This is a genomic window from Bifidobacterium anseris, from assembly GCF_002860345.1.
In the GTDB taxonomy this organism is placed as follows: domain Bacteria; phylum Actinomycetota; class Actinomycetes; order Actinomycetales; family Bifidobacteriaceae; genus Bifidobacterium; species Bifidobacterium anseris.
This window is the reverse complement of the sequence record NZ_NMYC01000003.1, coordinates 166,719-192,618: the sequence shown is the minus strand read 5'-3', so window position 1 is coordinate 192,618 and position 25,900 is coordinate 166,719. Positions and strand designations below refer to the sequence as shown.

The 25,900-nt window shown below is 61.0% G+C and carries 22 protein-coding genes; 20 read left to right on the top strand and 2 right to left on the bottom strand.

The genetic code is table 11. The annotated features are described in order from the left end of the window. The first annotated feature begins 115 nt into the window (after positions 1-115). The 5 genes from CGZ88_RS05035 to CGZ88_RS08875 all read left to right on the top strand — a co-directional run bounded on the left by CGZ88_RS05035 (position 116) and on the right by CGZ88_RS08875 (position 5,563). Positions 116-1,513: a Maf family protein gene (locus CGZ88_RS05035; RefSeq protein WP_101671267.1), complete on the top strand. Its 1,398-nt coding sequence runs from the start codon at positions 116-118 to the stop codon at positions 1,511-1,513. 66 nt (positions 1,514-1,579) lie between these two features. Next, a complete protein-coding gene (locus CGZ88_RS05030; protein ID WP_101671266.1) occupies positions 1,580-2,326 on the top strand; it encodes an HNH endonuclease family protein in 747 nt (248 codons plus the stop codon). A 277-nt stretch (positions 2,327-2,603) separates the two neighbouring features. Continuing rightward, positions 2,604-3,794 (top strand): Nramp family divalent metal transporter, encoded by a 1,191-nt coding sequence (locus CGZ88_RS05025; protein WP_243390083.1) that lies wholly within the window; start codon positions 2,604-2,606, stop codon positions 3,792-3,794. A 399-nt stretch (positions 3,795-4,193) separates the two neighbouring features. Beyond that, positions 4,194-4,976, top strand: coding sequence for a hypothetical protein (locus CGZ88_RS05020; RefSeq protein WP_101671301.1), 783 nt, complete (start codon positions 4,194-4,196; stop codon positions 4,974-4,976). Continuing rightward, complete coding sequence (locus CGZ88_RS08875) at positions 4,973-5,563, top strand: hypothetical protein (RefSeq protein ID WP_133120898.1); 591 nt, start codon at positions 4,973-4,975, stop codon at positions 5,561-5,563. The genes CGZ88_RS05020 and CGZ88_RS08875 overlap by 4 nt, the downstream gene beginning before the upstream one ends. 158 nt (positions 5,564-5,721) lie before the next feature. On the opposite strand, the gene CGZ88_RS05010 is transcribed toward CGZ88_RS08875, so the two are convergent. Continuing rightward, positions 5,722-7,338 carry an MDR family MFS transporter gene (locus tag CGZ88_RS05010; protein ID WP_423734413.1) on the bottom strand — a complete coding sequence of 539 codons (1,617 nt, stop codon included), beginning with the start codon at positions 7,336-7,338 and terminating at the stop codon, positions 5,722-5,724. A 101-nt stretch (positions 7,339-7,439) separates the two neighbouring features. Next, positions 7,440-7,925, bottom strand: coding sequence for a hypothetical protein (locus tag CGZ88_RS05005; RefSeq protein WP_423734411.1), 486 nt, complete (start codon positions 7,923-7,925; stop codon positions 7,440-7,442). Positions 7,926-8,257: 332 nt separating this feature from the next. On the opposite strand from CGZ88_RS05005, the gene CGZ88_RS05000 reads away from it, so the two are divergent. The 15 genes from CGZ88_RS05000 (at position 8,258) to CGZ88_RS04930 (ending at position 25,813) form a co-directional block, all read left to right on the top strand. Further along, a complete protein-coding gene (locus CGZ88_RS05000; RefSeq protein ID WP_101671262.1) occupies positions 8,258-9,793 on the top strand; it encodes a sugar transferase in 1,536 nt (511 codons plus the stop codon). A gap of 46 nt (positions 9,794-9,839) precedes the next feature. Continuing rightward, positions 9,840-11,084 (top strand): nucleotide sugar dehydrogenase, encoded by a 1,245-nt coding sequence (locus CGZ88_RS04995; RefSeq protein WP_101671261.1) that lies wholly within the window; start codon positions 9,840-9,842, stop codon positions 11,082-11,084. Positions 11,085-11,184: 100 nt separating this feature from the next. Then, positions 11,185-12,099 carry a capsular polysaccharide synthesis protein gene (locus CGZ88_RS04990; protein ID WP_101671260.1) on the top strand — a complete coding sequence of 305 codons (915 nt, stop codon included), beginning with the start codon at positions 11,185-11,187 and terminating at the stop codon, positions 12,097-12,099. A gap of 267 nt (positions 12,100-12,366) precedes the next feature. Next, complete coding sequence (locus tag CGZ88_RS04985; protein WP_024541152.1) at positions 12,367-13,251, top strand: glycosyltransferase family 2 protein; 885 nt, start codon at positions 12,367-12,369, stop codon at positions 13,249-13,251. 11 nt (positions 13,252-13,262) lie between these two features. Next, complete coding sequence (locus tag CGZ88_RS04980) at positions 13,263-14,027, top strand: DUF4422 domain-containing protein (RefSeq protein WP_026645673.1); 765 nt, start codon at positions 13,263-13,265, stop codon at positions 14,025-14,027. A gap of 49 nt (positions 14,028-14,076) precedes the next feature. After that, a complete protein-coding gene (locus tag CGZ88_RS04975; RefSeq protein ID WP_026645672.1) occupies positions 14,077-14,973 on the top strand; it encodes a glycosyltransferase in 897 nt (298 codons plus the stop codon). Then, on the top strand, positions 14,970-16,064 hold the full coding sequence (locus tag CGZ88_RS04970; protein ID WP_101671258.1) for a glycosyltransferase family 2 protein: 1,095 nt from the start codon (positions 14,970-14,972) through the stop codon (positions 16,062-16,064). Before CGZ88_RS04975 ends, CGZ88_RS04970 begins: the two co-directional genes overlap by 4 nt. Positions 16,065-16,122: 58 nt before the next feature. After that, positions 16,123-17,046 carry a capsular polysaccharide synthesis protein gene (locus CGZ88_RS04965; RefSeq protein ID WP_165778715.1) on the top strand — a complete coding sequence of 308 codons (924 nt, stop codon included), beginning with the start codon at positions 16,123-16,125 and terminating at the stop codon, positions 17,044-17,046. A gap of 1 nt (position 17,047) precedes the next feature. Beyond that, positions 17,048-17,920: a glycosyltransferase family 2 protein gene (locus CGZ88_RS04960; RefSeq protein ID WP_243390078.1), complete on the top strand. Its 873-nt coding sequence runs from the start codon at positions 17,048-17,050 to the stop codon at positions 17,918-17,920. 57 nt (positions 17,921-17,977) lie between these two features. Continuing rightward, positions 17,978-19,435, top strand: coding sequence for a flippase (locus CGZ88_RS04955; RefSeq protein ID WP_101671256.1), 1,458 nt, complete (start codon positions 17,978-17,980; stop codon positions 19,433-19,435). 30 nt (positions 19,436-19,465) lie between these two features. Next, positions 19,466-20,485: a dTDP-glucose 4,6-dehydratase gene (gene rfbB, locus CGZ88_RS04950; RefSeq protein WP_101671299.1), complete on the top strand. Its 1,020-nt coding sequence runs from the start codon at positions 19,466-19,468 to the stop codon at positions 20,483-20,485. 90 nt (positions 20,486-20,575) lie between these two features. Continuing rightward, positions 20,576-22,024, top strand: a complete 1,449-nt coding sequence (locus CGZ88_RS04945) for a sugar nucleotide-binding protein (RefSeq protein ID WP_101671255.1) — start codon at positions 20,576-20,578, stop codon at positions 22,022-22,024. Between the two features lie 11 nt (positions 22,025-22,035). Next, a complete protein-coding gene (gene rfbA, locus CGZ88_RS04940) occupies positions 22,036-22,926 on the top strand; it encodes a glucose-1-phosphate thymidylyltransferase RfbA (RefSeq protein ID WP_101671254.1) in 891 nt (296 codons plus the stop codon). 166 nt (positions 22,927-23,092) lie between these two features. Further along, entirely contained in the window at positions 23,093-25,021 is a 1,929-nt protein-coding gene (locus tag CGZ88_RS04935; RefSeq protein ID WP_101671253.1) for a DUF4012 domain-containing protein, read from the top strand. A gap of 318 nt (positions 25,022-25,339) precedes the next feature. Continuing rightward, the gene (locus CGZ88_RS04930) at positions 25,340-25,813 is read left to right on the top strand and encodes a hypothetical protein (protein WP_101671252.1); all 474 of its coding nucleotides are present in this window, start codon (positions 25,340-25,342) and stop codon (positions 25,811-25,813) included. Positions 25,814-25,900 lie beyond the last annotated feature (87 nt).

Sequence of the window (25,900 nt, the reverse complement as noted above, 5' to 3'; positions counted from 1 at the left end):
TCTTCTTTTCAGGAATCTCTGGAAATCTCTCGTGCTCATCTTGCCGAACCATATCGACGGCGCAGCATGCATGTGGCTCTGCCTCCGATATGACACGTGCAGTAAGGTGGACTGCATGAGCATTCCGTTGATTCTTGCCTCCAAGTCCCAGCCGCGTCGTGATGTGTTGTTCAACGCCGGCATCTGCCCGACGATCCGCGTGTCGCATGTCGACGAGGACGCCGTGATTGAGCGCAGGGCGCGGGAACAGGGCGTGAGCGTGGACGAGCTGCCGATCGCCGATAAGGTGTGCACGTTGTCCCGTGCGAAGGCGATGGCCGTCTATGAGATCTACCGCAACGTCGTACGCACGGCCTCGGAGGCCACTGGCGAACGCGTCATCGGCCGTCCGCTCGAAGTGGCCGCGGAGCAGATGGTGACCGATGCGGGGTCGCCGGCCGCCGAATACACGGCCGAAGCCATTGCTTCGGCGCAGACGCGCGATTTCTCCGGCGTCGTCATCCCGACCGAATGCGAGCCGATCGATACGACCGGCGGTCTTTCTGACCGCAAGGTCGGTCCGCTTATCCTCGGCTGCGACTCGATGTTCCTGCTCGACGGCCACGCGTACGGCAAGCCGCACACCGCGGCGGTCGCGCGCGAACGCCTGCGGGCGATGAGCGGCGCGAGCGGCGAACTGTGGACCGGGCACACGTTGATCGATTTCGCGACGGGGCGCATGGAGACCGCGGCGAGCATGGCGACGCTGACGTTCTGCGAGTTCACCGAGACGATGATCGACCGTTACATCGCCTCCGGCGAGCCTCTCGAGGTGGCCGGCTCATTCACTCTGGACGGTCTCGGCGGCGCGTTCATCGATTCGATCACCGGGGCGCCGAGCGGCATCATCGGCCTGAGCTTGCCGCTGGCGCGCGAACTCGTCGAACGCATGGGCATCGAATGGACCGACCTGTGGAACGTGTCGCGCGACGAACGGTTCCAGGAATCCTCGGCGAAAGCTCCGAAGACGAACGTGCACCAGCCGGGCGACGGCTGGGTCGAATGCGCATGCGGAAGGCGGCATTGGGGGACCAACGGCGCCGCCGGGGTGCTGCTCGCGCGCCGCGACGCGGCAACCGGCAACGTCACGCACATCGTCATGCAGCACCGCGCCGAATGGAGCGCCGAAGGCGGCACGTGGGGCATCCCCGGCGGCGCGATCGCCGACGGCGAGTCGACGCTCGAAGGCGCGCTGCGTGAGGCCAACGAGGAGGCGAACATCACGCCGGAGGACATCGAGGTCGTCGGCTCCTACTGCGAGGACCACGGGCCATGGTCCTACACGACGGTGTTCGCGTTCGAGAAACCGGGGCATGCCGTGCATCCGAAGGCGAACGACGACGAAAGCATGGAGATCGAATGGGTCGCGATCGACGAGGTCCCCGACCACAGGCTGCTCACGGCGATGCGCACCGACTGGCCTCGGTTCCGTACACGCCTCGACGCGCTCGCCGCCGAATACCAAGGACGTTGATGGCCGCGCGGCGATGGCGGGGCCGGCGATTTGCGTTCGGGGACGGGAACGCGTAGACGTAATGGCATGACACGCAGACGCTCCCAGCATTTCGGCCGCAAGTACCTCAACGGCGCCGGCCTGTTCGAACGTATGCTCATCCTGCTCGTCATCCTCGTCGTCATCGGGGTGACGATCGGACTTGTGCTGCCGCGAGTCAGCCCGAGGTTCGCCGAGATGACCGGCAGATACCGTGCGACGGGCACGGCCGCGCAGACGCTCGCCTCGCTCACCGTCGACGACCATCCGTCGTCGCGCGGCTACGACCGCGAGAAATTCGGCTACCGGCAGACCGACGCCGACGGCAACGGCTGTGACGTGCGCGACGACGTGCTGGGCCGCGATCTCGACGACGTGCGTTACACGAAACGCGGCGGCTGCAAGGTCCAATCGGGCGTCCTCGAAGACCCGTACACCGGCGACGAGATCCGTTTCCGACGTGGCAAGGACACGAGCGCCGCCGTGCAGATAGACCATGTCGTGGCATTGCAGAACGCCTGGCAGTCGGGTGCGAGCGCCTGGAGCGCGAAGAAACGCTACGAATTCGGCAACGACATGTACAACCTCATCGCCGTGGACGGCGCGGCGAACCAGGAGAAATCCTCGGCCTCGGCCGCCTACTGGCTGCCGGAGAACAGCGGGTACCGCTGCGCATACGTCGCGCGGCAGATCGGTGTCAAGGACAAGTACGGACTGACGGTCACCACACAGGAGAAACGCGCGATGCTCGCCGTGCTGCACAGCTGCCCCGGGCAGGCGGTGCCCGAGGAATGACGACGACGATTGAGCGAGCCGCGAACAGACGTCGATTCGTTATGTTGGCCCTCTAGGACTGCTTGATAGGACGAGGCGACGAGGAGCGGCGATGGCACGGCGAAGCAAAACAAAACCGGATGGCACGGCGGACGGCATAGTGTGCGATACAGCGGCCGGCGTGCAGGAGCCGGTGGACATCGATACGCTCGGACTCGACGCGGAAGCCGCGCAGGACATCGCCATCGCACGCAAGGACGAAGGCAGGCCGGAGAAGGCGACGCATGCGCTCGCCAGCATGCTCGGGCCGGCCTTCGTCGCAGCCGTCGCCTACGTCGACCCCGGCAACGTCGCCGCGAACCTCACCTCCGGCGCGAAATACGGATACATGCTCGTCTGGGTGCTCGTCGTCGCGAACTGCATGAGCGTGCTCATCCAGTATCAGGCGGCGAAGCTCGGCGTCGTGACCGGCAAAAGCCTGCCGCAGATCCTCGGCGAGCGCATGGGCGCCGCGGGGCGCTTCCTGTTCTTCATGCAGGCCGAGGTGATCGCGATCGCCACCGATCTGGCCGAGGTGATCGGCGGCGCGATCGCGCTCAACCTGCTGTTCGGCATACCGATGCTGCTCGGCGGCTGCATCATCGGCGCCGTCTCCACATTGCTGCTGTTCCTCCAAGGCGGCGAAACGCACAAGATCTTCGAGCGGCTCGTCATCGGACTGCTGCTCGTCATCACCTTCGGTTTCATCGCCGGACTGTTCATGGATCCGCCGAACCCCCTTGCGGTGGCCGAAGGACTCGTGCCGCGCTTCTCGGATGGCGCCTCGGTGCTGATGGCCGCGTCGATGCTCGGCGCGACGGTCATGCCGCATGCGATCTATCTGCATTCGACGCTCGTGAACGACCACTTCGGTACAGGCGTCGACCGGCCGAGCGTGCCCGAGATGATGCATGGCAGCCGCATCGACGTCGTGTGGGCGCTCGCGATCGCCGGCAGCGTGAACATCGCACTGCTCGTCATCGCGGCGAATTCATTGCATGGCATGGGCGGCACCGACACGATCGAAGGCGCGCAGCATGCGATCACGCAGGTGCTCGGACCAGCCGTCGGCACGATCTTCTCGATCGGGCTGCTCGCGTCCTCGCTGTCCTCCACGTCGGTTGGCACTTATGCGGGCTCCGAGATCATGAAGGGGCTGCTGCGGGTGAAGGTGCCGATGTGGGCGTGCCGCATCGTGACGCTTGTGCCGGCGCTCGTCGTGCTCGCCTTCGCGAACAATCCGACCGAGGCGCTGATCATCGGTCAGGTGGTGCTTTCAATCGGCATCCCCTTCGCGATCATCCCGCTGATGCGCTACACGCACGACCGCGCGATCATGGGCAAATACGCCGACGGCACGGTCAAGCACATCATCTGCCTCGCCGTATGCGCCGTGATCGTGCTGCTCAACCTGGTGCTCATCGTCCTCACGGCGATGGGCAAGGCGTAGCGGACTTCTGAGATATTCGATGAGACTTTTTAAGAAGAAGGGGCAAGAGCAGGCGATAGAGGCAATGCTGACGTAGTTCAGAACGGTTTGGAGGGGCAACCGCGGAGAATTCTGCTCAAGTTGCGTTTTCCTCATGAACAGGCGGTGAAATGCCTCAGTTTTCTTTGTGCGGCGCATAAGCATGGTTGTCGCGCCTGTGGTAGTTCGCGAGCTGATTTGTTGGTGGCGTATCGTTCTAGCAAGCACTAACATAAGAACTCTCAAAACAGATATAACAAAATCTATACATATACCCGCTGTGATGATGATATCAAAGTAGTTGAATGTGTGATGATAGTGGGTTTGTCTGGTAGTCTGAGGGCGTTGGAAATGATGATGTTCGTGATGGAGGTCCGGGCGATGGCGGAACCTGTACAGATCGATTGGCGAAAGACGGTTGAAGCGCTACTGTCTAAGTCGCGCCGAGCTTTTGTCCCTATTGATAAATCGTTCATACAACTTCCGCGGGGAAGCGAAAAGCGCAAGAGTATCTTGTCGGAGTTTGTACATAATGGCGACGAGAGAGGTCTTAAAGCATATCTATTGATTTCGGCTTCGATTAGTAGTGCTGATAAAAATGGTAAGTGGCATACCTCGCTTCCTTTGCAAGCATGGGCACGTGCTTTTGGATGCTATGAGACTACTGAAAAAATAATAGTTGGGAAAAATGCCGCATCTAGAATACTTAATAGGCTGCAGAATTACAACTTGATAAAAAAAGCTCGTTTATCCGGTGGAAAAGAGTTGGATGTAGAGTTGCTGTCTCAGGATGGATCTGGGGGTCAATATTCTAGGCCAAAAAAGCGTTTTGTGAGGCTGTCTTATGATTTTTGGAGAAAAAGATATGACCAGAGATTAAGTCTTGCCGCAATCGCAATGCTCTTGGTGGTTTTGGGTGAGAAGCAACCATGTGTCCTCCCTGCTGAACGGATGCCAGATTGGTATGGCTGGTCTCCGGATACTGCGGAAAGAGGATTGAGGGAACTGGTGGAGAAGGAAGTGCTTTGTAAAAAGAAAATGAGAAGAGAGGCGGCGCTGAGTCCTTCTGGATATGCGGTTGTAAATGAATACACTGTTAAAAAACCATTTGATAACGATACTTTGAATTTGCTTCGTCGGAGGCAAAAGGAGGTGGAAGAATGAAAGGTTTGGTTCAAATGACTGCATGGGGCGATGAGAGTATGCATAGTCAAGACCTTATGCATGACAGAGAGGGGGTTTATTACTTAGGGGTATGCATATGCGCGATAGAAGAAGATTGCGTTCGTCGTCGTTTGCTGTCTGTAATAAAGAAGAAAGTCAAAAAATTGCACTGGCGGCAAATGACTCGTACGGAGAAGAAAAAATCTATCCAAAGTATAGCGAGATTACCGTTAAAGTATCTTATCGTAAAAGCTGCGCCGCTAGATGGAACAATTAAACCTGAACGGGCACGTAGAAAATGCTTAGAGATGCTGCTTCAGGTGTTGGAGCAAGATTACGGTGTAACTGACGTCGTACTTGAATCGAGAGAGGCCAGTCAAGATGATCGAGATCTTAAATGCATCATGGGACTCCGTAGTCGTCAGATGATTAGCAATCTTCGTGTCACTTTTGCGCCAGGGACGTCTGATGCGCGTTTGTGGATCCCGGACCAAATTCTCGGAGCGGTTGGCGATATGTATATGGGAACGATGCACTTCCCGGAGCTGACGGATTGTATCGATTTGAGAAGCATTCGCCTTTGCTGAGCGAAGTGCGGGTGGACCAAAGTAGTTCTGCTTACATGCAAACTGCAGGTGGATACAGTCCGAGGGTTAGGTTATCATTCTTGATAAGAGCCAACCTCTGCGGAGGAAATGGAAGTAGGAGCCGGATTCCCTGTGCATCATGGGGGCCGGCTCCTGCGCTATGCGGATACGGCCTTGCCGTCCTTCTCACGGCGCAGCGCGCGGCGGACCGCGTCGCGGGTGGAGCCGGCGTCCTCGCCTTTGACGCCGAAGACGACGAGCAGAATCATGACGAAGTTGATGATCGCGCTGATGCGTAGCGCCCATTCGATGCCGATGATGTTAGCGGCGATCTCGGTGCGTCCGGAGGACATCTGCGCCGCGGCGATCGAGTACATCGTCAGGATCATGACCGGCGAGCCGATCGCGCCGGCGATCTGCCGCACCGTGTTCGTGACCGCGGAACCCGCGGAGACCTCGGCCGGCCTGAGGCAGTTGAGCGACCATGTGGTGACCGGCATCATGACGAAGCCCATGCCGATCTGCCGGATGAACTGGCAGATCGAGATGTACCAGATCCAGGTGTGCATGCCGATCATGCTCATCATCACGGTGCCGAGGCACAGCAGCATCGTGCCGGCCATCGCGACCGGACGCGCGCCGAACCGGTCGAGCGCGCGGCCGCCGAAGAACTGGGCGATCGCCTGCGCGATGGCGCCGGGCAGCATGACGAGACCGCTGATCGTGGCCGTGTAGCCGCGGCAGTTCTGGATGTACAACGGAATGAGCACGACGAGTGAGCTGAACGCGAAGAAGCTCAGCGACGCGATGAGCGTACCGACCGAGAAATGCGCGTTGCGCAGCACCGACAGGTCAAGAAGCGCCGGCCGGCTCGCGTTGCCGGCCTTGAAACGCTGCTCGCTATGGATCTGGCGCAGCACGAACCAGATGATGCCGGCGACGCCGACGACCATCGGCAGCCAGACGACCGGAGCCGCAAGCGGATAGGCCTGGATGTTCGTGAAGCCGAACATGAGGGCGCCGAAGCCGATGATCGACAATCCCACCGAGAAGAAATCCGCATGCGCCGTCTTGTCGGACGCCCCGAAGTTATGCAGTCCGCAGGCTGCGAGCACGATCGAGATGCAGCCGATGACGGTGAGTGTCAGGAAGATCGAACGCCATCCGTTCATATCGGTCTGCAGGCCGCCGAGTGTCGGACCGATCGCCGGAGCCACGGCCATCGCCATGCCGACGACGCCCATCGCCATGCCGCGCCGGTCCAACGGGAAGATCGAGAAGACGGTGATCTGCAGCACCGGCCACATGACGCCGGTGCCGGCCGCCTCAAGGAAACGCCCGAACAGCGCGAACGGGAAGGTCGGACTGAGCCACGCGAGCACCGATCCAACCGTGAACACGACCATCGACGTGATGACGATCTGCCGTGTGGAGAAACGCCGCGTCAGATACGCGGTCAGCGGCACCATGACGCCCATCGTCAGCTGGAAGATCGACGTCATCCATTGGCCGAACGTCACCGAGATGCCGAAGTCGTCGACGAGCGTCGGCAACGCAGCGCTCAGCTGCAACTGGGTGAAGTTGCCGACGAAGGTGATGAAGGTCAGGATCGCAAGCGAGACGAACGCAGGACGCGTCAGATGGCCATTACGGTACGCGCGCTCGCGGGTGAGCACCGTGGACAGGCCGGCTATGCCGCGGTGTGCGGCCACCTCCGGCTCTGGTTCGTGATGCACTTCGCGCGTGTACGGACGTCCGCCGTGCGGTGCGGGCATGCCGCCGGGTCGTTCGTCCTGTGGATGCTCCTGTTGTCCGTGTGCTGCCATGCGTTCCTAGGTTCTTATCGGGATCGCGGCGCCGGTGGCCGCTGCTTCACTCAGTCTTCTTCGGTAGTCGTCACGGAGGCCTGCGCTTCGTCGACGACCGGCGTCTCGCCGGTGGGGGTGTCGTCTGCCGACGAGGCGGCGTCCTCCTGATTCTGCGGGCTGTATTCGGCGACGCTGAGCACGGCGATGCCGTCTGCGGTGCGCACGAAGACGTTCGCGCGGCCTCCGATCTCCTCGATGCCCTCGAGCAGATGCGAGATCGGCTCCGTGTCGAGCACCGGCAGCACCTGCGCGACGCCCTTCTCGTCGATGACGCGCAGCGTCTCGTCGAGTTCGCCGGTGGCGAGGATCTCGTCGATGCGGCGTTCGAACTGATGCAGCTCGTCGTCCTCGATTGTGTCGTCGCTTTCGTCCTGCGTGGTGACGGCGTCGATTTCGCCGGTCTGGATGTCGTCCTGCGTGTCCGGCGTGACGGTCGTCGTCTCCTCGATCACGTCGTCGGCCCCATCCTCGACGTATTCCGTATGTTCTGCCATCGTGGCCTCCTTCGAATCGGCATCCGTCGTCATGCGTGCAACGGTGCAAGGCGTGTCGGTGGTGGCCTTGACGTGGGCGCATGGATGCTGTGGGATGCTCGGCGTAGTTGAGATACCTCGACACAATATTAGACAGGGGGCATTCCCTATTCACTATTCGAGAAACGAACGGAGGTGTCTACGCGGATGTATGGACGCGTGCGCAACGGGGACGGCCTGAACATGGTTCGCGTTATGATGAATGTTCGTATGCGCGGGGACTTGTGATCCGTGCCGTGATGCGACGTCGTTTACGCATCAGATGACCATGTCATTTCATCAGAGGGAGAATGATGAGCGGAACGCAGAGCGACGCGCAACTGGCTCAGCAGGTCGACCGCCAATCCGCCAAGGTGTTGCAATGGCGATTCGTCATGAACCTTGCGCTCATGGTGTTCGACGCGCTGGTGTTCTTCTGCGTGAATCTGGGTGTCATGGCGATGTACAGAGAGATGCGCGTCTTCACAACGCGCCTGCAGTGGAACGTCACGATCAATCCGTACCTGTACGCGGCGGTATGCGCGATCATCTGGGTGTTCTGCGCGCGCGTTGCCGGCGTCTACCACCGTCATGTGTTCGCCGACGGCTACCAGCTCAATGTCCTGCTGCTCAAGGCGACGTGCATCAGCTGGATCAGCATCTGCGCCGTCAACTACATCATGCAGACGACGATTTCGCTGGCCGATGTCACTGTGACCTGCCTGTGTGTCTGGATCGTTGAGATGATCGTGCGCATGGTCGCGAGGATGTTCCTGACGGCGCGCCACCGCAAGGGCGAATACGCCTATCCGACCGTTATCGTCGGCTCTCCGGAGGGCATCGGACAGATTCTCAAGTTCCTCAACCAGCGCAAGCAGCTCAACTACAAGCCGGTTCGTGTCTGCCCGATTCGCGTGAACCCGGTCTCCGGACTCATCGAGGCAGATCCGGACCGTAATCTGCTCAAGGCCGAGGTGGAGGAGGCCTGGGGCGAGTTCATCCAGCCAATCACCTACGGCGACGACCTCGCCGCGCGCATCGCGCAGACCGGCGCGCAGACCGTCATGGTCACCGATGTGCTCGATCGCTTCTCCGACAACTTGAGCACCTTCGCCGTGCAGATGGAGGCCCTCAATCTGGAGATCGCGCTGATCACGTCGGCGCTCGACATCGCCGAGCACGCGACGCAGATGCGCAACATCCAGGGCATGAGCATCATGACGATCAGCCTGCCGCAGTATTCGCCGGCGTCGCGCATCAAGAAGCGCATCTTCGACCTGATCGTCTCGTCGATCGCGATCATCCTGTCGTCGCCGATCATGCTCATCGTCGCATTGGCGATCAAAATCGAGGACGGCGGCCCGATCTTCTACAAGCAGGAACGCATCGGTTTGCATGGCAAGCCGTTCTATATCCACAAGTTCCGCTCGATGCGTGTGGACGCCGACAAGCATCTCAAGGAAGTGCTCGAAGCGAATGGTCAGGAGATGGGCGCACGCTACAAGCTCAAGCATGATCCGCGCATCACGAAGGTCGGCAACTTCATCCGCAAGACGAGCCTCGATGAGCTGCCGCAGTTCTTCGACGTGTTCACGGGTTCGATGAGCGTCGTGGGCCCCCGTCCGCAGCGTGACTTCGAAGTCGAGGAATACGATCAGGTCTATGCGACGCGCCTGTTGGTCAAGCCGGGCATCACCGGTCCGTGGCAGGTCTCCGGCCGTAACGACCTGAACGAAGAGGAAAGCCGTCAGCTCGATGTGAGCTACGTGCAGGATTGGAGCGTCCTTGGTGACGTCGTCTACATCCTGCGCACGATCGGCATCGTCGTGCATCCGCACGGCGCGTACTGAGCAACAATAAACCAACCAAACCGAAACCAGAAGAATCGAGAACATGATGAAGATTGCGGTTGCCGGCACCGGCTATGTGGGCCTGTCCGTGGCATTGCTGCTCGCGCAGCACAACGAGGTGCATGCGTTGGACATCGTCCCGAAGAAGGTCGAGATGCTCAACGAGTGCACGAGCCCGATTGTGGACGTGGAGATCACGCGCTTCCTCGATGGCAAGCGTGACGGTACGATGGAACTCGACTTCCAGGCGACGACCGATCCGGCCGTGGCCTACACCGGCGCCGACTACGCGGTCGTCGCGACGCCGACGAACTACGACCCGAAGAAGAACTACTTCGACACCTCGAGCGTCGAAGCGGCGATCAAGGCGATTCGCGAATACGACCCGGACTGCTGGATCGTCATCAAGTCGACGATTCCGGTCGGTTACACGGCGCAGCTGCGCGAGAAGACCGGCGACGAGAAGATCATCTTCTCCCCGGAGTTCCTGCGCGAGGGTCACGCGCTGTACGACAACCTGCATCCGTCGCGCATCGTCGTCGGCGCGCCGATGGACGACGAGCAGGCCGTCGAAGCGGCGCACGTCTTCGCGAATCTGCTCGCGCAGGGCGCGGCGCCGGAGGAGCATGAGCGCGTGAATGCGGACGGCACGACCGGCATTCCCGAACTGGTGTGCGGCACGACCGAGGCCGAGGCGATCAAACTGTTCGCCAACACCTTCCTGGCGTTGCGCGTCGCCTATTTCAACGAGCTGGACACCTATGCCGAATCGCGCGGCCTCAACACGGCCGAGATCATCCGCGGCGTCTGCCTCGATCCGCGTATCGGAGGCCATTACAACAACCCGTCCTTCGGATACGGCGGATACTGCCTGCCGAAGGATTCGAAGCAGCTGCTCGCGAACTACGCGGATGTGCCGCAGAACCTCATCGAGGCGATCGTCGCGTCCAACGGCACGCGCAAGGACTTCATCGCCGAACAGATCCTCGCGAAGATCGAAGGCGCCGAGAAGCCGACCGTCGGCATCTACCGCCTGACGATGAAGTCCGGCTCGGACAACTTCCGCCAGTCGAGCATCCAGGGCATCATGAAGCGCATCAAGGCGAAGGGCGTTCCGGTCGTCGTCTACGAGCCGACGCTGGACGACGAGGAGTTCTTCGGCAGCCCGGTCACGCATGACCTCGACGCGTTCAAGGACGCGGCGACGATCATCGTCGCCAACCGCTGGAACGACGAACTCACCGACGTCGCGAACAAGGTCTATACGCGAGACCTGTTCAAGCGCGATTGAGCTGTGATTCAGCTGATGGACGTCGAGTGTTGGTCAACGCGTGGCGTCCATCCATCTTGCATCTTGCTGTTGGAATGTAAACGTAATTCGAGGGAACGCGATGGGATGGTCGTCGACGATGGGGAAGATCCGCACGAAGCTGCAGTACGTGTGCAGCGCGACCCGCCTGTTCGGGCCGCGGATGGGGATGACGAGCCTGATGCATCATCTGGCACATCGTAATATCGGTGCATATTATGCCAAGCTCGTCGAGGCGTCATGGAAGCGCTTCATGAAGGACATCCCCTTTGACGCCGACGCGCTCGCCACGATGCCCGTGACCAATGACGGACCCATATGGGTCATGTGGTGGCAGGGTCTGGACGGCTCCGAGCCCCCGATCGTCCGCGCCTGCATTGACAGCATCAAGCGTCACGCCAGCGGGCGCGAGGTCCGCCTCATCACGAAGGACACGGTCGAGCAGTACGCGTCGCTGGATCCGTCGATCATGCGCAAGGTGCACGACGGCAAGGTCACGATCACGACCTTGTCCGACATCGTCCGTTTCGCCGTGTTGAAGGAGCATGGCGGCATGTGGATGGACGCGACGATGTATCTGACCGCCGACCTGTCCGACGACGTCAGGCGATACACGTTCTATTCGATTCCGAACCATCAGAGCGCGCCCACGCGCAACTGGACCGGCTACTTCATGGGAGGCAAGCAGGGGAATCCATTGTTCTCCTATATGCTGCAGGCCTTCGTCGCGCTGTATGGGCTGACCGACCACATCCCCGACTATTTCATGATCGACGTGATGCTCTCCGCCGCGTATACGCATATCCCGCAGGTGCGCGCGATGATCGACGCGGAGCCGGTCAACAACCTGCATCGGCTGTATCTTGCGGGCAAGCTCGCCGATGCGAGCGTGGACCTGCCGGCCGACACCTATGCGTACAAGCTCTCCTATAAGAACGTGCAGCAGATTCCCGCCGCGCATACCGTGTACGGCGCGGTGCTCGACGGCACGCTGTGAACGATACGGCGCTTCCCATGTGCTGACGATGTGCCCACAATATGCCAAGGATATGCCGACGAAGCCGCCGGCATGGAGGCATTCGAGCTTCGTGTGCTACGATGGCCACTCGTAATCATCGCCTGAAAGGCTCGTCGCCATGCCGCGCCGCCATGCTCATGGCGATACGCAGGCTGCATACCGTGCGTTGATTACACTGGTGACGTACAGGACGAATACGCAATCGGTGCGCGCAGAAGTGATAGGTGCTCCCGAAAGGAATCCAGGATGCCTCAGACGAATGTTTCAGTCATCATCCCCACGCTGAATGCGGGAACGATGATTGACGATCTGCTGACCAGCTTGGAGCATCAGCGCAGGGTGCCCGACGAAATCATCGTCGTGGACTCCTCCTCCGACGACGACACGCGTGACCTCGTGCGCCGTCATCCCGAAGTGCGTCTTATCGTCATCGACCGCAAGGATTTCAACCACGGGGGCACGAGGGACATGGCCCTACGCGAAAGCAGCGGCGATTTTGTGCTGTTCCTTACGCAGGACGCGCTTCCCGAAAGCGACCAATACATCGATGCCGTGCTCGCGCCGTTCAAGCAGGAGCGTGTCGCGCTCGTCTACGGCCGTCAGATACCACGCGCCGATGCGCGCCCGGCGGAGACGCTCGTCAGGGAATTCACCTATGGGCCGAGTTCCTTCACCATTACGCCGCAGGATGTGCGGCGTCTGGGCATCAACGCGTTCCGTGCTTCCGACGTCTGCGCCGCCTACCGGCGCACCGCGTATCTTGAGGTAGGCGGCTTCGAGAACCCGGTGCTGACGAACGAGGACATGTTCATCGCGGCGCGCCTGCTGCATGCCGGGTGGCATGTCGTCTACGAGGCACAGGCGGCGGTCATCCATTCGCACAATTTCACATGGCGGCAGCAGTACAAGCGCAACTATCTGCAGGGCGTGGAGATGGAGAAGCACCGCGACATCCTCGGCTCGGCGCCGATCACCGGCGAAGGCTTCGCGATGGTGGGCCATACGATGAAGGGACTGCTCGCCCAAGGCAGGATCATCGACATGGGCTCGTTCTTCATCGATTGCGTGTTCCGCTATGTCGGCAACCGCAAAGGCAAGATCGACGCCAAACGCGCGGCGCGTCGCGCATGAGGGGACAACCGATGCAGGAGCTGAAACCCACCCAGATGTACATCGTCTCCCACAAGGACTTCGACGCCCCGAACCTGGAAGGTTACACGCCGATCCTGGCCGGCGCCGCAAACAACACTGCGTCGATCGCGGTGCGCGACGACACGGGCGACAACATCTCCGCGCTTAATCCCGAGTTCTGCGAACTGACGGCGCAGTATTGGGTGTGGAAGAACGCGAATCTGGGCGACGACAACGTCGGATTCGTGCATTACCGCCGCTACTTTTACACCGACCACCACAAGACACGGATCGTCCCCGCATCGGTGCTCTCGCAGGATCTGCAGCGGTATGACATCATACTGCCCGAGCCGTGGGTGCTGACGAAGACGATCGGCACGCAGTTCGCGCAGTTCCACAACATCGACGACCTCAAGACAGTCCGCGCGATCGTCAACCGCCGCACGCCCCAGTTCGTGCCAGCCTTCGACGCGCTGATGCGCAGGCACGACCTGAGCTGCTACAACATGTTCGTCATGTCCGCACCGCGCTTCGACGCCTACATGACATGGCTGTTCGGCATTCTCGACGAGGCACGAGCGATGCTCGACGTCTCCGGATACGACGCCTACAACAGGCGTCTGTACGGCTTCCTCGCCGAACGTCTGCTCAACATCTGGGTGGACGCCCAGCAGCTGAACGTCAAACGCTACCCGGTGTACATGCCGGACGAAACGGCATGGAAGGCGAATCTGAGGTCGCGCGTCAAATCGCTCATGTATCTGCACAGGATCTGATGTCCGCGAGCGGCCCAAACAGTCTTCACAGAATCGAGGAACCACGCTGATGCGTTGTGCTGGAATCGTCGCCTTCAACCCCGAGATCGAACGGTTGCGGGCGAATCTGCGCGCCACCGCGCCGCAGGTGCGGCAGGTGTTCGTCTACGACAACGGCTCCGCGAACGCGCAGGACGTGCATGCGCTGTGCGAAGGCGAATTCGACAATGTGCATGTGATCGCCGACACCGAGAACCGCGGCATCGCGTTCGCGCTCAACCAGCTGCTTGCGGCCGCGCATGACGGCGGATACGCACATATCCTGATGCTCGATCAGGACAGCGTGCCGACCGAAGGCATGTGCGACGAACTCGAACGGCATCTGAGCGGCGACGTGGCGATGGTCAGCCCCTTCATCCTCGACCGCAACCGCATGACGATGGAGGAATACCGCGCGATGACGATGCCGCCGCTCGAACGGCTCACGCACGCGGCCAAGCACGGCGCGATCACCTCCGGCACGCTCAACGACGTCGAGGCGGCGCTCGCCGTCGGTGGTTTCGACGATGCGCTGTTCATCGATTATGTTGACTTCGATTTCAACGAACGGCTGCTGCTCAACGGATACACGATCGTTAAGGACAACCGCGCCTGCCTGATCCATGAGAAAGGCAAATCAGAGAAGACCTTCGTCAGGGTGCCGCGACGCGGTCCCGGAGGCAAGATCGTGTGGCAGCCGCTGTACAAACTCGGCTACGGTCCGATACGCTGCTACTATCAGGCACGCAACCGCATCATCTTCTGGAAGAAGTACCATCGGTGGACCGGTCTGGAAGGACTGACGGAGATTCCGATGCTGATGGTGCTGTCATTGGTGTTCGAAGGCCACCGCGTCGCCAAACTCAGCGCATACTGCCGCGGCATCCGCGATGGCGTGCGCATGCATATCGAGGAGTATCGCAAATGACCGACGGCAACGTCGACGCGAACGTCGCGACGCATCCGGATGATCAGGCGGCCGCGCCGGCGGTGTCGATCGTCATACCGGTCTACAACCAGCAGGCGTATATCAGCGACTGCCTGGAATCACTGCTCAGGCAGACCTTCACGGATTTCGAGGTGCTCGCCGTGGATGACGGCTCGACGGACGACTCCGCGGCCATCATCGCGCAGATCGCCGAACGCGATGCGCGCATCCGGCTCGTACGGCAACCCAACGGCGGCGTCTCCGCGGCGCGCAACACCGGGCTCGCGCATGCGCGCGGCGCATGGATCTGCTTCATCGACCCGGACGACTACGTCGCGGACGACTATCTGCGCACGTTGTACGACGCATGCGACGTCGCACACGACGTCCCCGACATCGTGATGAGCACCTGCATCGCATGCGACGGCGAACGCAAAGTGCGCCAGCATTTCTTCCCGGCATCGTTCACCGCGTGCACGATGGAGGAGAAGAAGCCGCTGTTCCACCAGTTGCTCGATGGCTCCCATCTTCAGCCCGACGGCTTCGTGACGGCCATCGGCGTGCCGTGGGGCAAGCTGTACCGCCACGCGTTCATCACCGGCAACGCGCTGCGTTTCGATCCGCAGCTGTCGCGCATGGAGGACAATCTGTTCAACATTCAGGCCTTCCATGACGCGCACCGTATCGTGTATCTGGATTACGCCGGCTATTATTACCGCGTCAGCGATCTGATGGCGCATACCTTTGGCGGCATCCGCCAAGGCACCTTCCATCATGCGATCGACGAGTGCGCGTCCCTGCTCGACGCCTACGGCCTGCTCGACGACGAGGCGTTGTACCGGGCGTGGAACGCCGAACAGCTCAACCTGTACTTCCAGGAGCTCAAGGCCGCGGCCGCCGGCCATCCGCGCCGGCTGCGCGACGCGCGCCGCGCCTGCGCGCAGTGCATGCGCGCATTGCGTCCGAGGATGCGCAGGATCGACAAGCGCGCGTTGTCCCGCGGCGAACGCATCCGCTATGCGGCGCTGACTAATCCGATGATGAACGGCGCAATGGCGACGTTGCTGTGGACCAAGCTGCGGCGAGGCTGATACTCTGCCAATCTCTTGTCCTGTTCGCTAAGACAACGCCCAACGTATGATGGTGCCCATGTCGATATTGCACAATCTTCCTGACCGGCTCTCCAAGATCGCGTCCGCCGCGAAGAATTGCACGAAGCTGCTGGGGCCCGGCATCGCGGCATGGGGCGTGCTGTATCACTGCACGCATCGATGCAAGGACCGCTACTACGCGATGTTCAATAATGCGCTGTGGCGCAAGGAGATGGCGACGATCCCCTTCGACGCCGAGGGGATGGCGTCGTTGCCGACGACCAACGACGGCCCGATCTGGGTGGCTTGGTGGCAGGGGCTCGACGAGCATACGCCACCGGTTGTGCGCGCCTGCATCGACAGCATCGTCAGGCATGCGAACGGCCGCAAGGTCATCATCATCACGAAGGACAACTACAGTGAATACGCGCAGATCGATCCGGTGCTCGTGCGGCGTCGCGAAGCCGGGACCTTGACGATCAACGCGTTCTGCAATGCGCTGCGCGTCATGCTGCTGTACCGGCATGGGGGAGTGTGGCTCGATTCCACGCTGTATCTGACCGGCGATCTGTCCGACGATTTCGGCAAATACCCGTTCTATTCGATCAATTCGAAGCACGCCGAGTATCCGTGGACGACCTACTGCCTCGCCTCGGTGCCCGGCAACCCGTTCATGAAATACATCTACGACTGCTTCGTCAAGGTGTTCTCCGTCATCGACGCCGTCCCCGAATACTTCCTGTTCGACTCGTTCATCTACAACGCCTACACGCACATCCCGCAGGTTAAGGCGATGATCGACGCCGTCCCGGAGAACAACAGCGCCAGCTTCGACATGTCCGAGCAGCTCGATCAGGTGAAAGCGAAGCCGGCGCTGCCGGCGGACACCTACATCAACAAGCTGACGTACAAGCTGCACTATCCGACGCAGGTGGGTGGCGCGCCGACGTTGTTCCGTCATGTGCTCGACGGGGAGGTGTGAGATGGCGATGTCGCCGCGTTTCGGCTTCGTGATCCTGCATTATCTCGTCGATGATGAGACGGTCGCATGCGTCGAATCCATCCGCAGGCACTGCGCGCAGGCGGACAACCCGTACACAATCGTCATCGTCGACAACGATTCGGCGAACGGCAGCTATGAGCGGCTTGAGCAGCGCTACGGGCATGACGGCGACGTCGTGCTGCTGCACAACGACGCCAACGAGGGCTTCGCGCGCGGTAACAACAGAGGTTACGCGTACTGCCGCAACGAGCTCGGCTGCGACTACATCGTCACGTTGAACAACGACGTGGCGCTCGTGAGCGACAACCTGATGCGGCAGGCGGTGACGGATCATGAGGACACCGGCTGCGCGGTGATCGGGCCGGACATCATCTCCGGCAAGGACGGCAGCCATCAGAACCCGATGCCCGAAGTCGTCGATTCGCCGCAGCAGATCCATGCGCTGCGCAAGCACATCCGGCGCAATCTGCTGCTGCTGCACACGCATCTAGACGGCGTGCTCGCACGACTCAAAAGAGACTCGCGCACGCCCGAGCGGACGGCCCGCGTGCAGAGCGGACAGCCGAGCATGGCGGTGAAACTGCACGGCTCGTGCCTGATATTCACGCCGACGTTCCTCCACACCTTCGACGAAGCCTTCGACCCGGGCACCTTCCTGTATATGGAGGAGGACATCCTCGTCCTGCGATGCAGGCGGCACGGGCTGACGTTGTATTACGACCCGCGCATCGTTGTACGCCACGCGGAGGATGCATCGACCGAAGCGCAGGTCAACCACGACGAGCGGCGCAAACAGATCAACTATCTGCGCAACCACCGCGACTCGCTGCGTGTCGTCGAACGATACGTCTGACCCCGCGGACGGCACCACACGCTCATCACAGGAAGCGCCCATCACAAGAAGATCGAAATGGCTGCACAGACCAAACTCCCATCGCTGACGCGCAACGCACTGCTCAACTCGATGCGCACCGTGTCCAGCCTGTTGTTCCCTCTGATCACCTTCCCCTATGTGTCCCGCATCCTCGGGGCGGAGAACATCGGCAAAATCAACTATTCGCAGTCGATCGTGTCGTATTTCGCGCTGTTCGCGGGACTCGGCATCACGAACTACGCGATTCGCGAAGGCGCGAAAATCAAACGGGACGCCGAAAGCCTGACGAGATTCGCCCAGCAGATCTTCACGATCAACATCATCTCGTCGGCGATCGCATACGTGGCCTTCTTCGTGACGGTCGCCGTCATCCCGAGCCTGCACGCGTACATGGTGCTGCTGCTCATCCAATGCCTGACGATCGGCTTCACGACGCTGGGCGTCGAATGGCTGTATTCGATCTTCGAGGACTACCTCTACATCTCGGTGCGCACGATCCTCGTGCAGGTCGCATCGCTGATTCTCATGTTCGCGTTCGTGCACAAGCCCTCCGACTACATCATCTACGCGGCGATCAGCGTGTTCGCCACCTCGGCGGCGAACGTCTGGGGATTCTTCTATTCGCGCCGGTACGCAAAGCTCGCATTGACACGCGCCCCGCAGATCCGGCGTCATTTCAACCCGATCATGACGTTGTTCATGAACAACGTGGCGACCGCCATATACAGCAACGCCGGCACGACCTTCGTCGGCGCGATGCTCGGCGACGTGCAGGTCGGCCTCTACAGCGTCGCGATGAAGGTCTACGTCATCATCCGGCAGGCGATCAATTCGCTGACGGGCGTCTCGATGCCGCGCCTGTCGTACCTGTCCTCGAACGATCCGCAAGGCTACCGGCGGCTGCTCAACAAGCTGTTCAACGCCGTCATCGTCGTTTGTCTGCCGGCCGCCGTCATGGTGTTCGCACTCAGCAGACCGATCGTGCTGATCATCAGCGGACCGAACTACATCGAGGCCGTGCCGATGCTCGAGATCATCGCCTTCGCGCTTGCGTTCACGGCGCCGGGCGTGTTCCTGATGAACGGCATCCTGATTCCGCTGCGCAGGGAGAATAAGGTCGTCGTCTCAACGGCGAGCGGCGCGGCGATCAACATTCTGATTTATGTGGTGGGCATCCGCGCCTTCGGCGCGCCGGCCGCATGCGTCAGCATCGTCGTCGCGGAGTGCACGGTCTTCGCGTTGGCGTTGGTCTTCTCGTGGGATCAGGTGAAGCAGCTGCGGCTCGGTGGGTCGATCATGCACGCCGTGGCGGGATGCCTGCTCGTGCTGCTGTGCAACGCGGTGTTCGCGCGCACCGTGCGGTTCGACAACATCTTCGTGGACTTCGCGGTGCGGGGAACGGCGTATGCGGTCGTGTACGCGGGCACGCTGCTGGCGTTGCGCGACGAGAGCGCGCTGTTCTTCCTGAGGAAGCTGATTCGGAGGAAAGGCTAAACATAGCCGGTGATTGCTAGGATGAACACCATGACTGATGCGTTTGAACCCAAGAACATCATCGTGACCGGAGGCTGCGGCTTCATCGGGTCGAATTTCGTGCACTACGTGGTGAACAACCATCCCGAGACCCATGTGACGGTGCTCGACGCGCTGACCTACGCCGGCAATCTCGAGAACATCAAGCCGCTGCTCGGCGACCAGGTGGAGTTCGTTCACGGCAACATCTGCGACGCACAGCTGCTCGACGAACTCGTGCCGGGCCACGACGCGATCGTACATTACGCAGCCGAATCGCACAATGACAACTCGATCGCCAATCCGGAGCCTTTCCTCAAGACGAACGTCGAAGGCACGTGCCGCCTCATCGAGGCGGCACGCAAATACGACGTGCGCTTCCACCACGTGAGCACCGACGAGGTGTACGGCGACCTCGCGCTCGACGATCCGGCGAAGTTTACCGAGGAGACGCCGTACCATCCGTCGAGCCCGTATTCGTCGACGAAGGCGAGTTCGGACATGCTCGTGCGCGCATGGCACCGCACCTACGGGCTGCGCACGACGATCTCGAACTGCTCGAACAACTACGGCCCGTACCAGCATGTCGAGAAGTTCATCCCGCGCCAGATCACGAACATCATCGAAGGCATTCGCCCGAAGCTGTACGGCGACGGCCTCAACGTGCGCGACTGGATCCACACCGAAGACCATTCGAGCGCCGTGTGGACGATCCTGACGACCGGCCGCATCGGCGAGACCTATTTGATCGGCGCGAACGGCGAACGCAACAACCTGACGGTGCTCAAGGACATCCTGCGCGTCATGGGCCAGCCGGAGGACGCCTTCGACTGGGTCAAGGACCGCCCGGGCCATGACCGCCGCTACGCGATCGATTCGACGAAGCTGCAGACCGAACTCGGCTGGCGCCCGACGCACACCGACTTCGAATCCGGATTGCGCCAGACCGTGCAGTGGTACGTGGACAATCCGCAGTGGTGGGAACCGGCGAAGGCCGCCACCGAGGCGAAGTACAAGGCGCAGGGGCAGTGATATGGCGATGATGGGGTTCCGTCGATGTGGATGGAGCCCCCATCATCGACCAATGGGACAACCGTCAGCAACAGCGTAAAGAGGAACGATATGGAATTCGAAAAGGAACTCAAGGTCACGACGACGAACATCCCCGGACTGCTCGTCTTCGAACTGCCGGTGCACGGTGACAATCGCGGCTGGTTCAAGGAGAACTGGCAGAAGGCGAAGATGACGGCGCTCGGGCTGCCCGAAGACTTCGAGCCGGTGCAGAACAACATCAGCTTCAACGCCAAGCGCGGAGTGACGCGCGGTATCCACGCCGAGCCGTGGGATAAGTTCATCTCGCTCGCCACCGGCGAAATCTTCGGCGCATGGGTCGATCTGCGTCCCGGCGATTCCTTCGGACAGGTCTTCACGACGCGCCTCGACCCCTCGCGCGCGATCTTCGTGCCCCGCGGCGTCGGCAACAGCTTCCAGGCGCTCGAGGACGGCACCGCCTACACCTACCTCGTCAACGCGCATTGGTCGCTCGAGATGAAGAAGACCTACACCTTCGTCAACCTCGCCGATCCCCAACTGGACATCCAGTGGCCGATCCCGCTTGAGGAATCGGAACGCAGTGAGGCGGATCTGCGCCATCCGATGCTCAAGGACGCCAAGCCGATGGAACCGAAGCGCACGCTTGTGACCGGCGCCAACGGCCAGCTCGGCCGCGCGATCCGCGCCTACGTCGAGGCGCACGGCCTCAAGGGCTACGAATTCACCGACATCGACGAATTCGACTTCTCCGATCCGGACGCCTACGCGCAGATCGACTGGAGCCTGTACGGCACGATCATCAACGCCGGCGCCTACACGGCCGTGGACAAGGCCGAGACCCTCGAAGGGCGTGCGCTCGCATGGAAGGCGAACGCCGAAGGCCCGGCGCTGCTCGCGAAGACGGCGCAGCGCTACCATCTGGCGCTCGTCCATGTCAGCTCCGACTACGTCTTTGACGGCACGACCGAGATGCACCGCGAGGACGAGCCCTTCGCACCGCTCGGCGTCTACGGGCAGTCGAAGGCGGCCGGCGACATCGCCGTGGCGATGACCGACAAGTACTACATCCTGCGTTCGAGCTGGGTCATCGGCGACGGCCACAACTTCGTCAAGACGATGATGGCGCTATCCGACCGCGTCGCCGACGCCGACGATGCGCTGAACGAGGTGACGGTCGTCGACGACCAGTTCGGACGCCTCACCTTCACCGACGACATGGCGAAGGCGATCTTCTTCCTGCTTGACACGGACGCCGCCTACGGCACCTACAATCTGACCGGCTCCGGCGACGTGGTCAGCTGGGCGGTGATTGCGAAGGAGGTCTTCGCCGAGGCGAACGGCAACGGCGAGCATGTACGCCCGATCAGCACCGAGGAGTACTTCGCGAACGCGAAGGCGCCGGTCAGCCCGCGTCCGACCTACAGTGCGCTCGACCTCGCGAAGATCGAGGAAGCCGGATTCGTCACGACCGACTGGCGTACGTCGCTGCACGACTACGTGCGCGAGGCGAAGGCCTGAAAGGACAAGACATGAAAGGCATCATCCTCGCCGGCGGATCCGGCACGCGACTGTACCCGTTGACGACGGTCACGTCGAAGCAGCTGCTGCCGGTCTACGACAAACCGATGATCTTCTATCCGCTGAGCACGCTGATGCTCGCCGGCATCCGCGATATCCTGATCATCTCGACGCCGAAGGATCTGCCGAACTTCGAACGGCTGCTCGGCGACGGTTCACAGTACGGCGTTTCGCTGAGCTACAAGGTGCAGCCGAGCCCCGACGGCCTCGCTCAGGCCTTCCTACTCGGCGAGGAGTTCATCGGCGGCGACGCCTGCGCGCTCGTGCTCGGTGACAACATCTTCTACGGCAACGGTCTGGGTCGCCAGCTGCGCCGCGCTGCCACGCTCGAGCACGGCGCGACCATCTTCGGCTACTACGTGGACGATCCGGAACGCTACGGCGTCGTCGAATTCGACGAGGATCACAAAGCCGTGAGCATCGTCGAGAAGCCGGAGCATCCGGCCTCGAACTACGCGGTGACCGGGCTGTACTTCTATGACGACCGCGTCGTCGACTTCGCGAAGCAGGTCAAGCCGTCGCCGCGTGGCGAGTTGGAGATCACCGACCTCAACCGCATGTACCTCGACGACGGCAGCCTGCATGTGCAGACGCTCGGCCGCGGTTATGCGTGGCTCGACACCGGCACGATGGACAGCCTCTTCGAAGCGGGCGAGTTCGTTCGCACGATTCAGCGCGCGCAGAACATGCCGATCTCGGTCATCGAGGAGATCGCCTACGAAAACGGCTGGATCACGAAGGAACAGCTGCTCGAGGCCGGACACAAGTACGGTAAGAGCCCCTATGGCAGGCATCTGCTCGATGTGGCCGACGACAAGATTATGCTCGGCCACGACGACTGAGCCGATGCACTGAGCTCGGTGAGTTCGCCACGCACGGCTACAATGGCATACCGGCGTGCGCGCCCTCTGCGCGCGACGCCGGTGGCACGCCGTCCGTTGGATTCATCGTGGGCGGCATCCCAATGCGTTTTTGGATGTTGAGGATTTATCACCGAGAGGAATCGTTATGCCCACACATGACGACGATGAGCATCGTATCGAAGCCGCGCAGGACGACGTGATGGCGAAGGACAACGGCGGCGTCGCATCGACAGACGGCACTGAGACAACAGATGGTGCAGCATCGAACGGAGTCGAGCGGCAAGACAAGCTGGCATGGTACCGGCGTGTGCGCTGGTGGGGCTGGATCCTCATCGCGATCGCCGCGGTCATCGTCGCCTTCGCCGGCACGGTCGGCACGCAGGCGTTGCTCGTCAAGCATCATGAGGAGGCGGCGATCGCCGTCGTTAAGGACGCCGTAAAAAACAATCGCCTCAACGACCTCGACAGCGTCGTCGCCGACGTGCAGAAGCAGACACGCGCCGCGAGGGACATCACGAACGGCGGACTGTGGTCGTTCACCGAGAAGATCCCCGGCATCAAAGGCAGCATGCGCGTCGTGCGGATGATGACCGACGTCGCCGACGAAATGGCGCAGGATACGGCGCCGAAATTTGTCGACGTGGCGCGGAGAATCGACGTCAAATCGATCTACAAGAACGGACGCATCAACGTCGAACCCATCATGAAGACATTGCCGGAGCTTGACACGGCCGCGCAGTCGCTGCAGCGGTACACCGAGGAATTCGACAAGATTCCCGAACCGGGTATCGGCGTCGTCGCGAACGCGCTCAACAGCAGCCGCGGCATGCTCGACAAGGCCAATCGGTATCTGCAGGCTGGCGTCTACGAATATGCGCCGAAACTGCCCGAATGGCTCGGCTATGACGGCAAGCAAACCTACGCGATTCTCGCGATGACTCCCGGCGAGATGCGTGCGAGCGGCGGCCTCGTCGGCGCCGTCGGCACCGTCACGATCGACGACGGCAAGATTGAGATCGGCGATTTCCAGAGCAGTTCCGCATTCCCCGGATATAAAGTCACGGCGCGCAACCTGTCCGAAGACGAACAACGTCTGTACAAGGAAGAGGGTCCGATGCGCCTGAACTACGATGCGCGCGATATCGCGAATTCGCCGGACAATGCGCGCGTCGCCGAGTACTTCAAGGACATCTGGGATCAGACGGATATGGGCAAGCACACCAAACTCGACGGCGTCATCCTGGCGGATCCGTTGATGGTGCAGAGCCTCGTCAAAGTCCTCGGGGACGTGAAGCTCGCCGACGGAACGGTGCTGACCGGCACGAACACCGCCGACTTCCTGCTGAATACGGCCTACAAAGAGTACGCGCCCGAGGACACGGACGCGATGTTCGGCACCGTGGCGAAGGCCTGCGTCAAGCGGCTTATGGGCGATCTGAGTGCGGGAAAGATGGTGGGCCTCGTCTCCGAGATGCTGACGCTCGCGCACGACCGTCATCTGTCCGTGTATTCCTTCGACCCGACGTTGCAGCAGATTCTGTGGGAACGTGGTTTGACGTCCACGGTGCCGCTCAACGAGGCCAAGCCGGAGCTCGGCATCTACATCACCGAGAACAACCCGTCGAAGATGGGCTGGTACATCAAGCGCTCCACGAAGATCACGCAGCTCGACTGCGGTGAGGAAGGCCCGGCGAAGTACCATGTGGAGTACACGATCCGGAGCACGATGACCGATGAGGAATCGAAGACGCTGCCGCAGTACATCACCGGCATCAGGGCCGAATATCCCGACAGTCACGGCACGAGCTTCGAGAAGATCATGTTCATGCCGCCGGCGGGTGGCACGATGAGCAACTTCCAGGTCACCGGCAACGGCGCCGATCCGGTCGCCGACTCGCTCAACTTCCGTCTCATCTACACAACAATGACGCAGGTGCAGCCGGAAAGCACCGTCACCTACTCCTTCGACGTGACGGTGTCGCCGGACGCGACGACGAAGCTCGGCATCGACGAGACGCCGACGACGTCGGCGAAGCCGGAGGTCACCTATGAGAAGCTGTGCCGCGTGGAGTGAGTATGGAATGACTGCGGAATGATCGAGAGACTGTGCGGTGACGGCGTGTCGCGATGACGGCCGCCGTGATGCCGCCGCCACATGTGACGTCACGCTGACGTCACATGTGGCGGCAATGCCGTTTTCTGCATGAAATAACGGTTATGACAGCCAGCTGCGGGGATGGGACGAATATTCGTGCCATCCCTGTTCGCTTATTCGCGTATGCTCGACGGCGACTCCTCCCGGCAATGCGCGGCACGTCGATTTTTAAAATACGATATATGGTATATACTCAAAGAGCAAGTGTCCAAAATCTCGACGTAAGGAAGTTCGAATATGTCGGTTTTACAAGGTTTTGAGCCCGTCAATCCTGCCAGCGCCGCAGGCAAAGCCGTGCTCACGGTGACGCCTCGGTACATGCGGTTCAACAAGAACACGGTGCAGGAATTGGAAGCTCCCAACTATGTGCAGATCCTGACGAACCCCCATACCAAGCAGATCGCCATCCGTGAATGCTCGGAGGCGGACCCCAACGCCATCGAATTCGTCAAGCCGAGCCGCAAGACCGCCTCAGTCACGCTGAACAGCCCGGTCGTGCTCAACGCCGTGCTCAGGTTCTTCAATTTCCCGCCGGTCGCCGATGACGAGGTTGCCTTCGCGCAGCTTAAGGGCATGCCGTTCCCAGACGACAAGACCGTCATCTTCGATGTGCGTGACTGCCGTCAGGGCGTCATGAAGAAGCGCGGCCGCAAAAAGGGCGTCGATTACAGCGCTTCGGATCAGGGTTCCAGCCCGAGGCATGCCGCCTGATTGTTCTGGCGCGTCTTTAAGCATTGAGCCCCCATGGTGTGCACCATGGGGGGCTCAATGCTAGGTGAATGTGTAAATCGAGGTGAA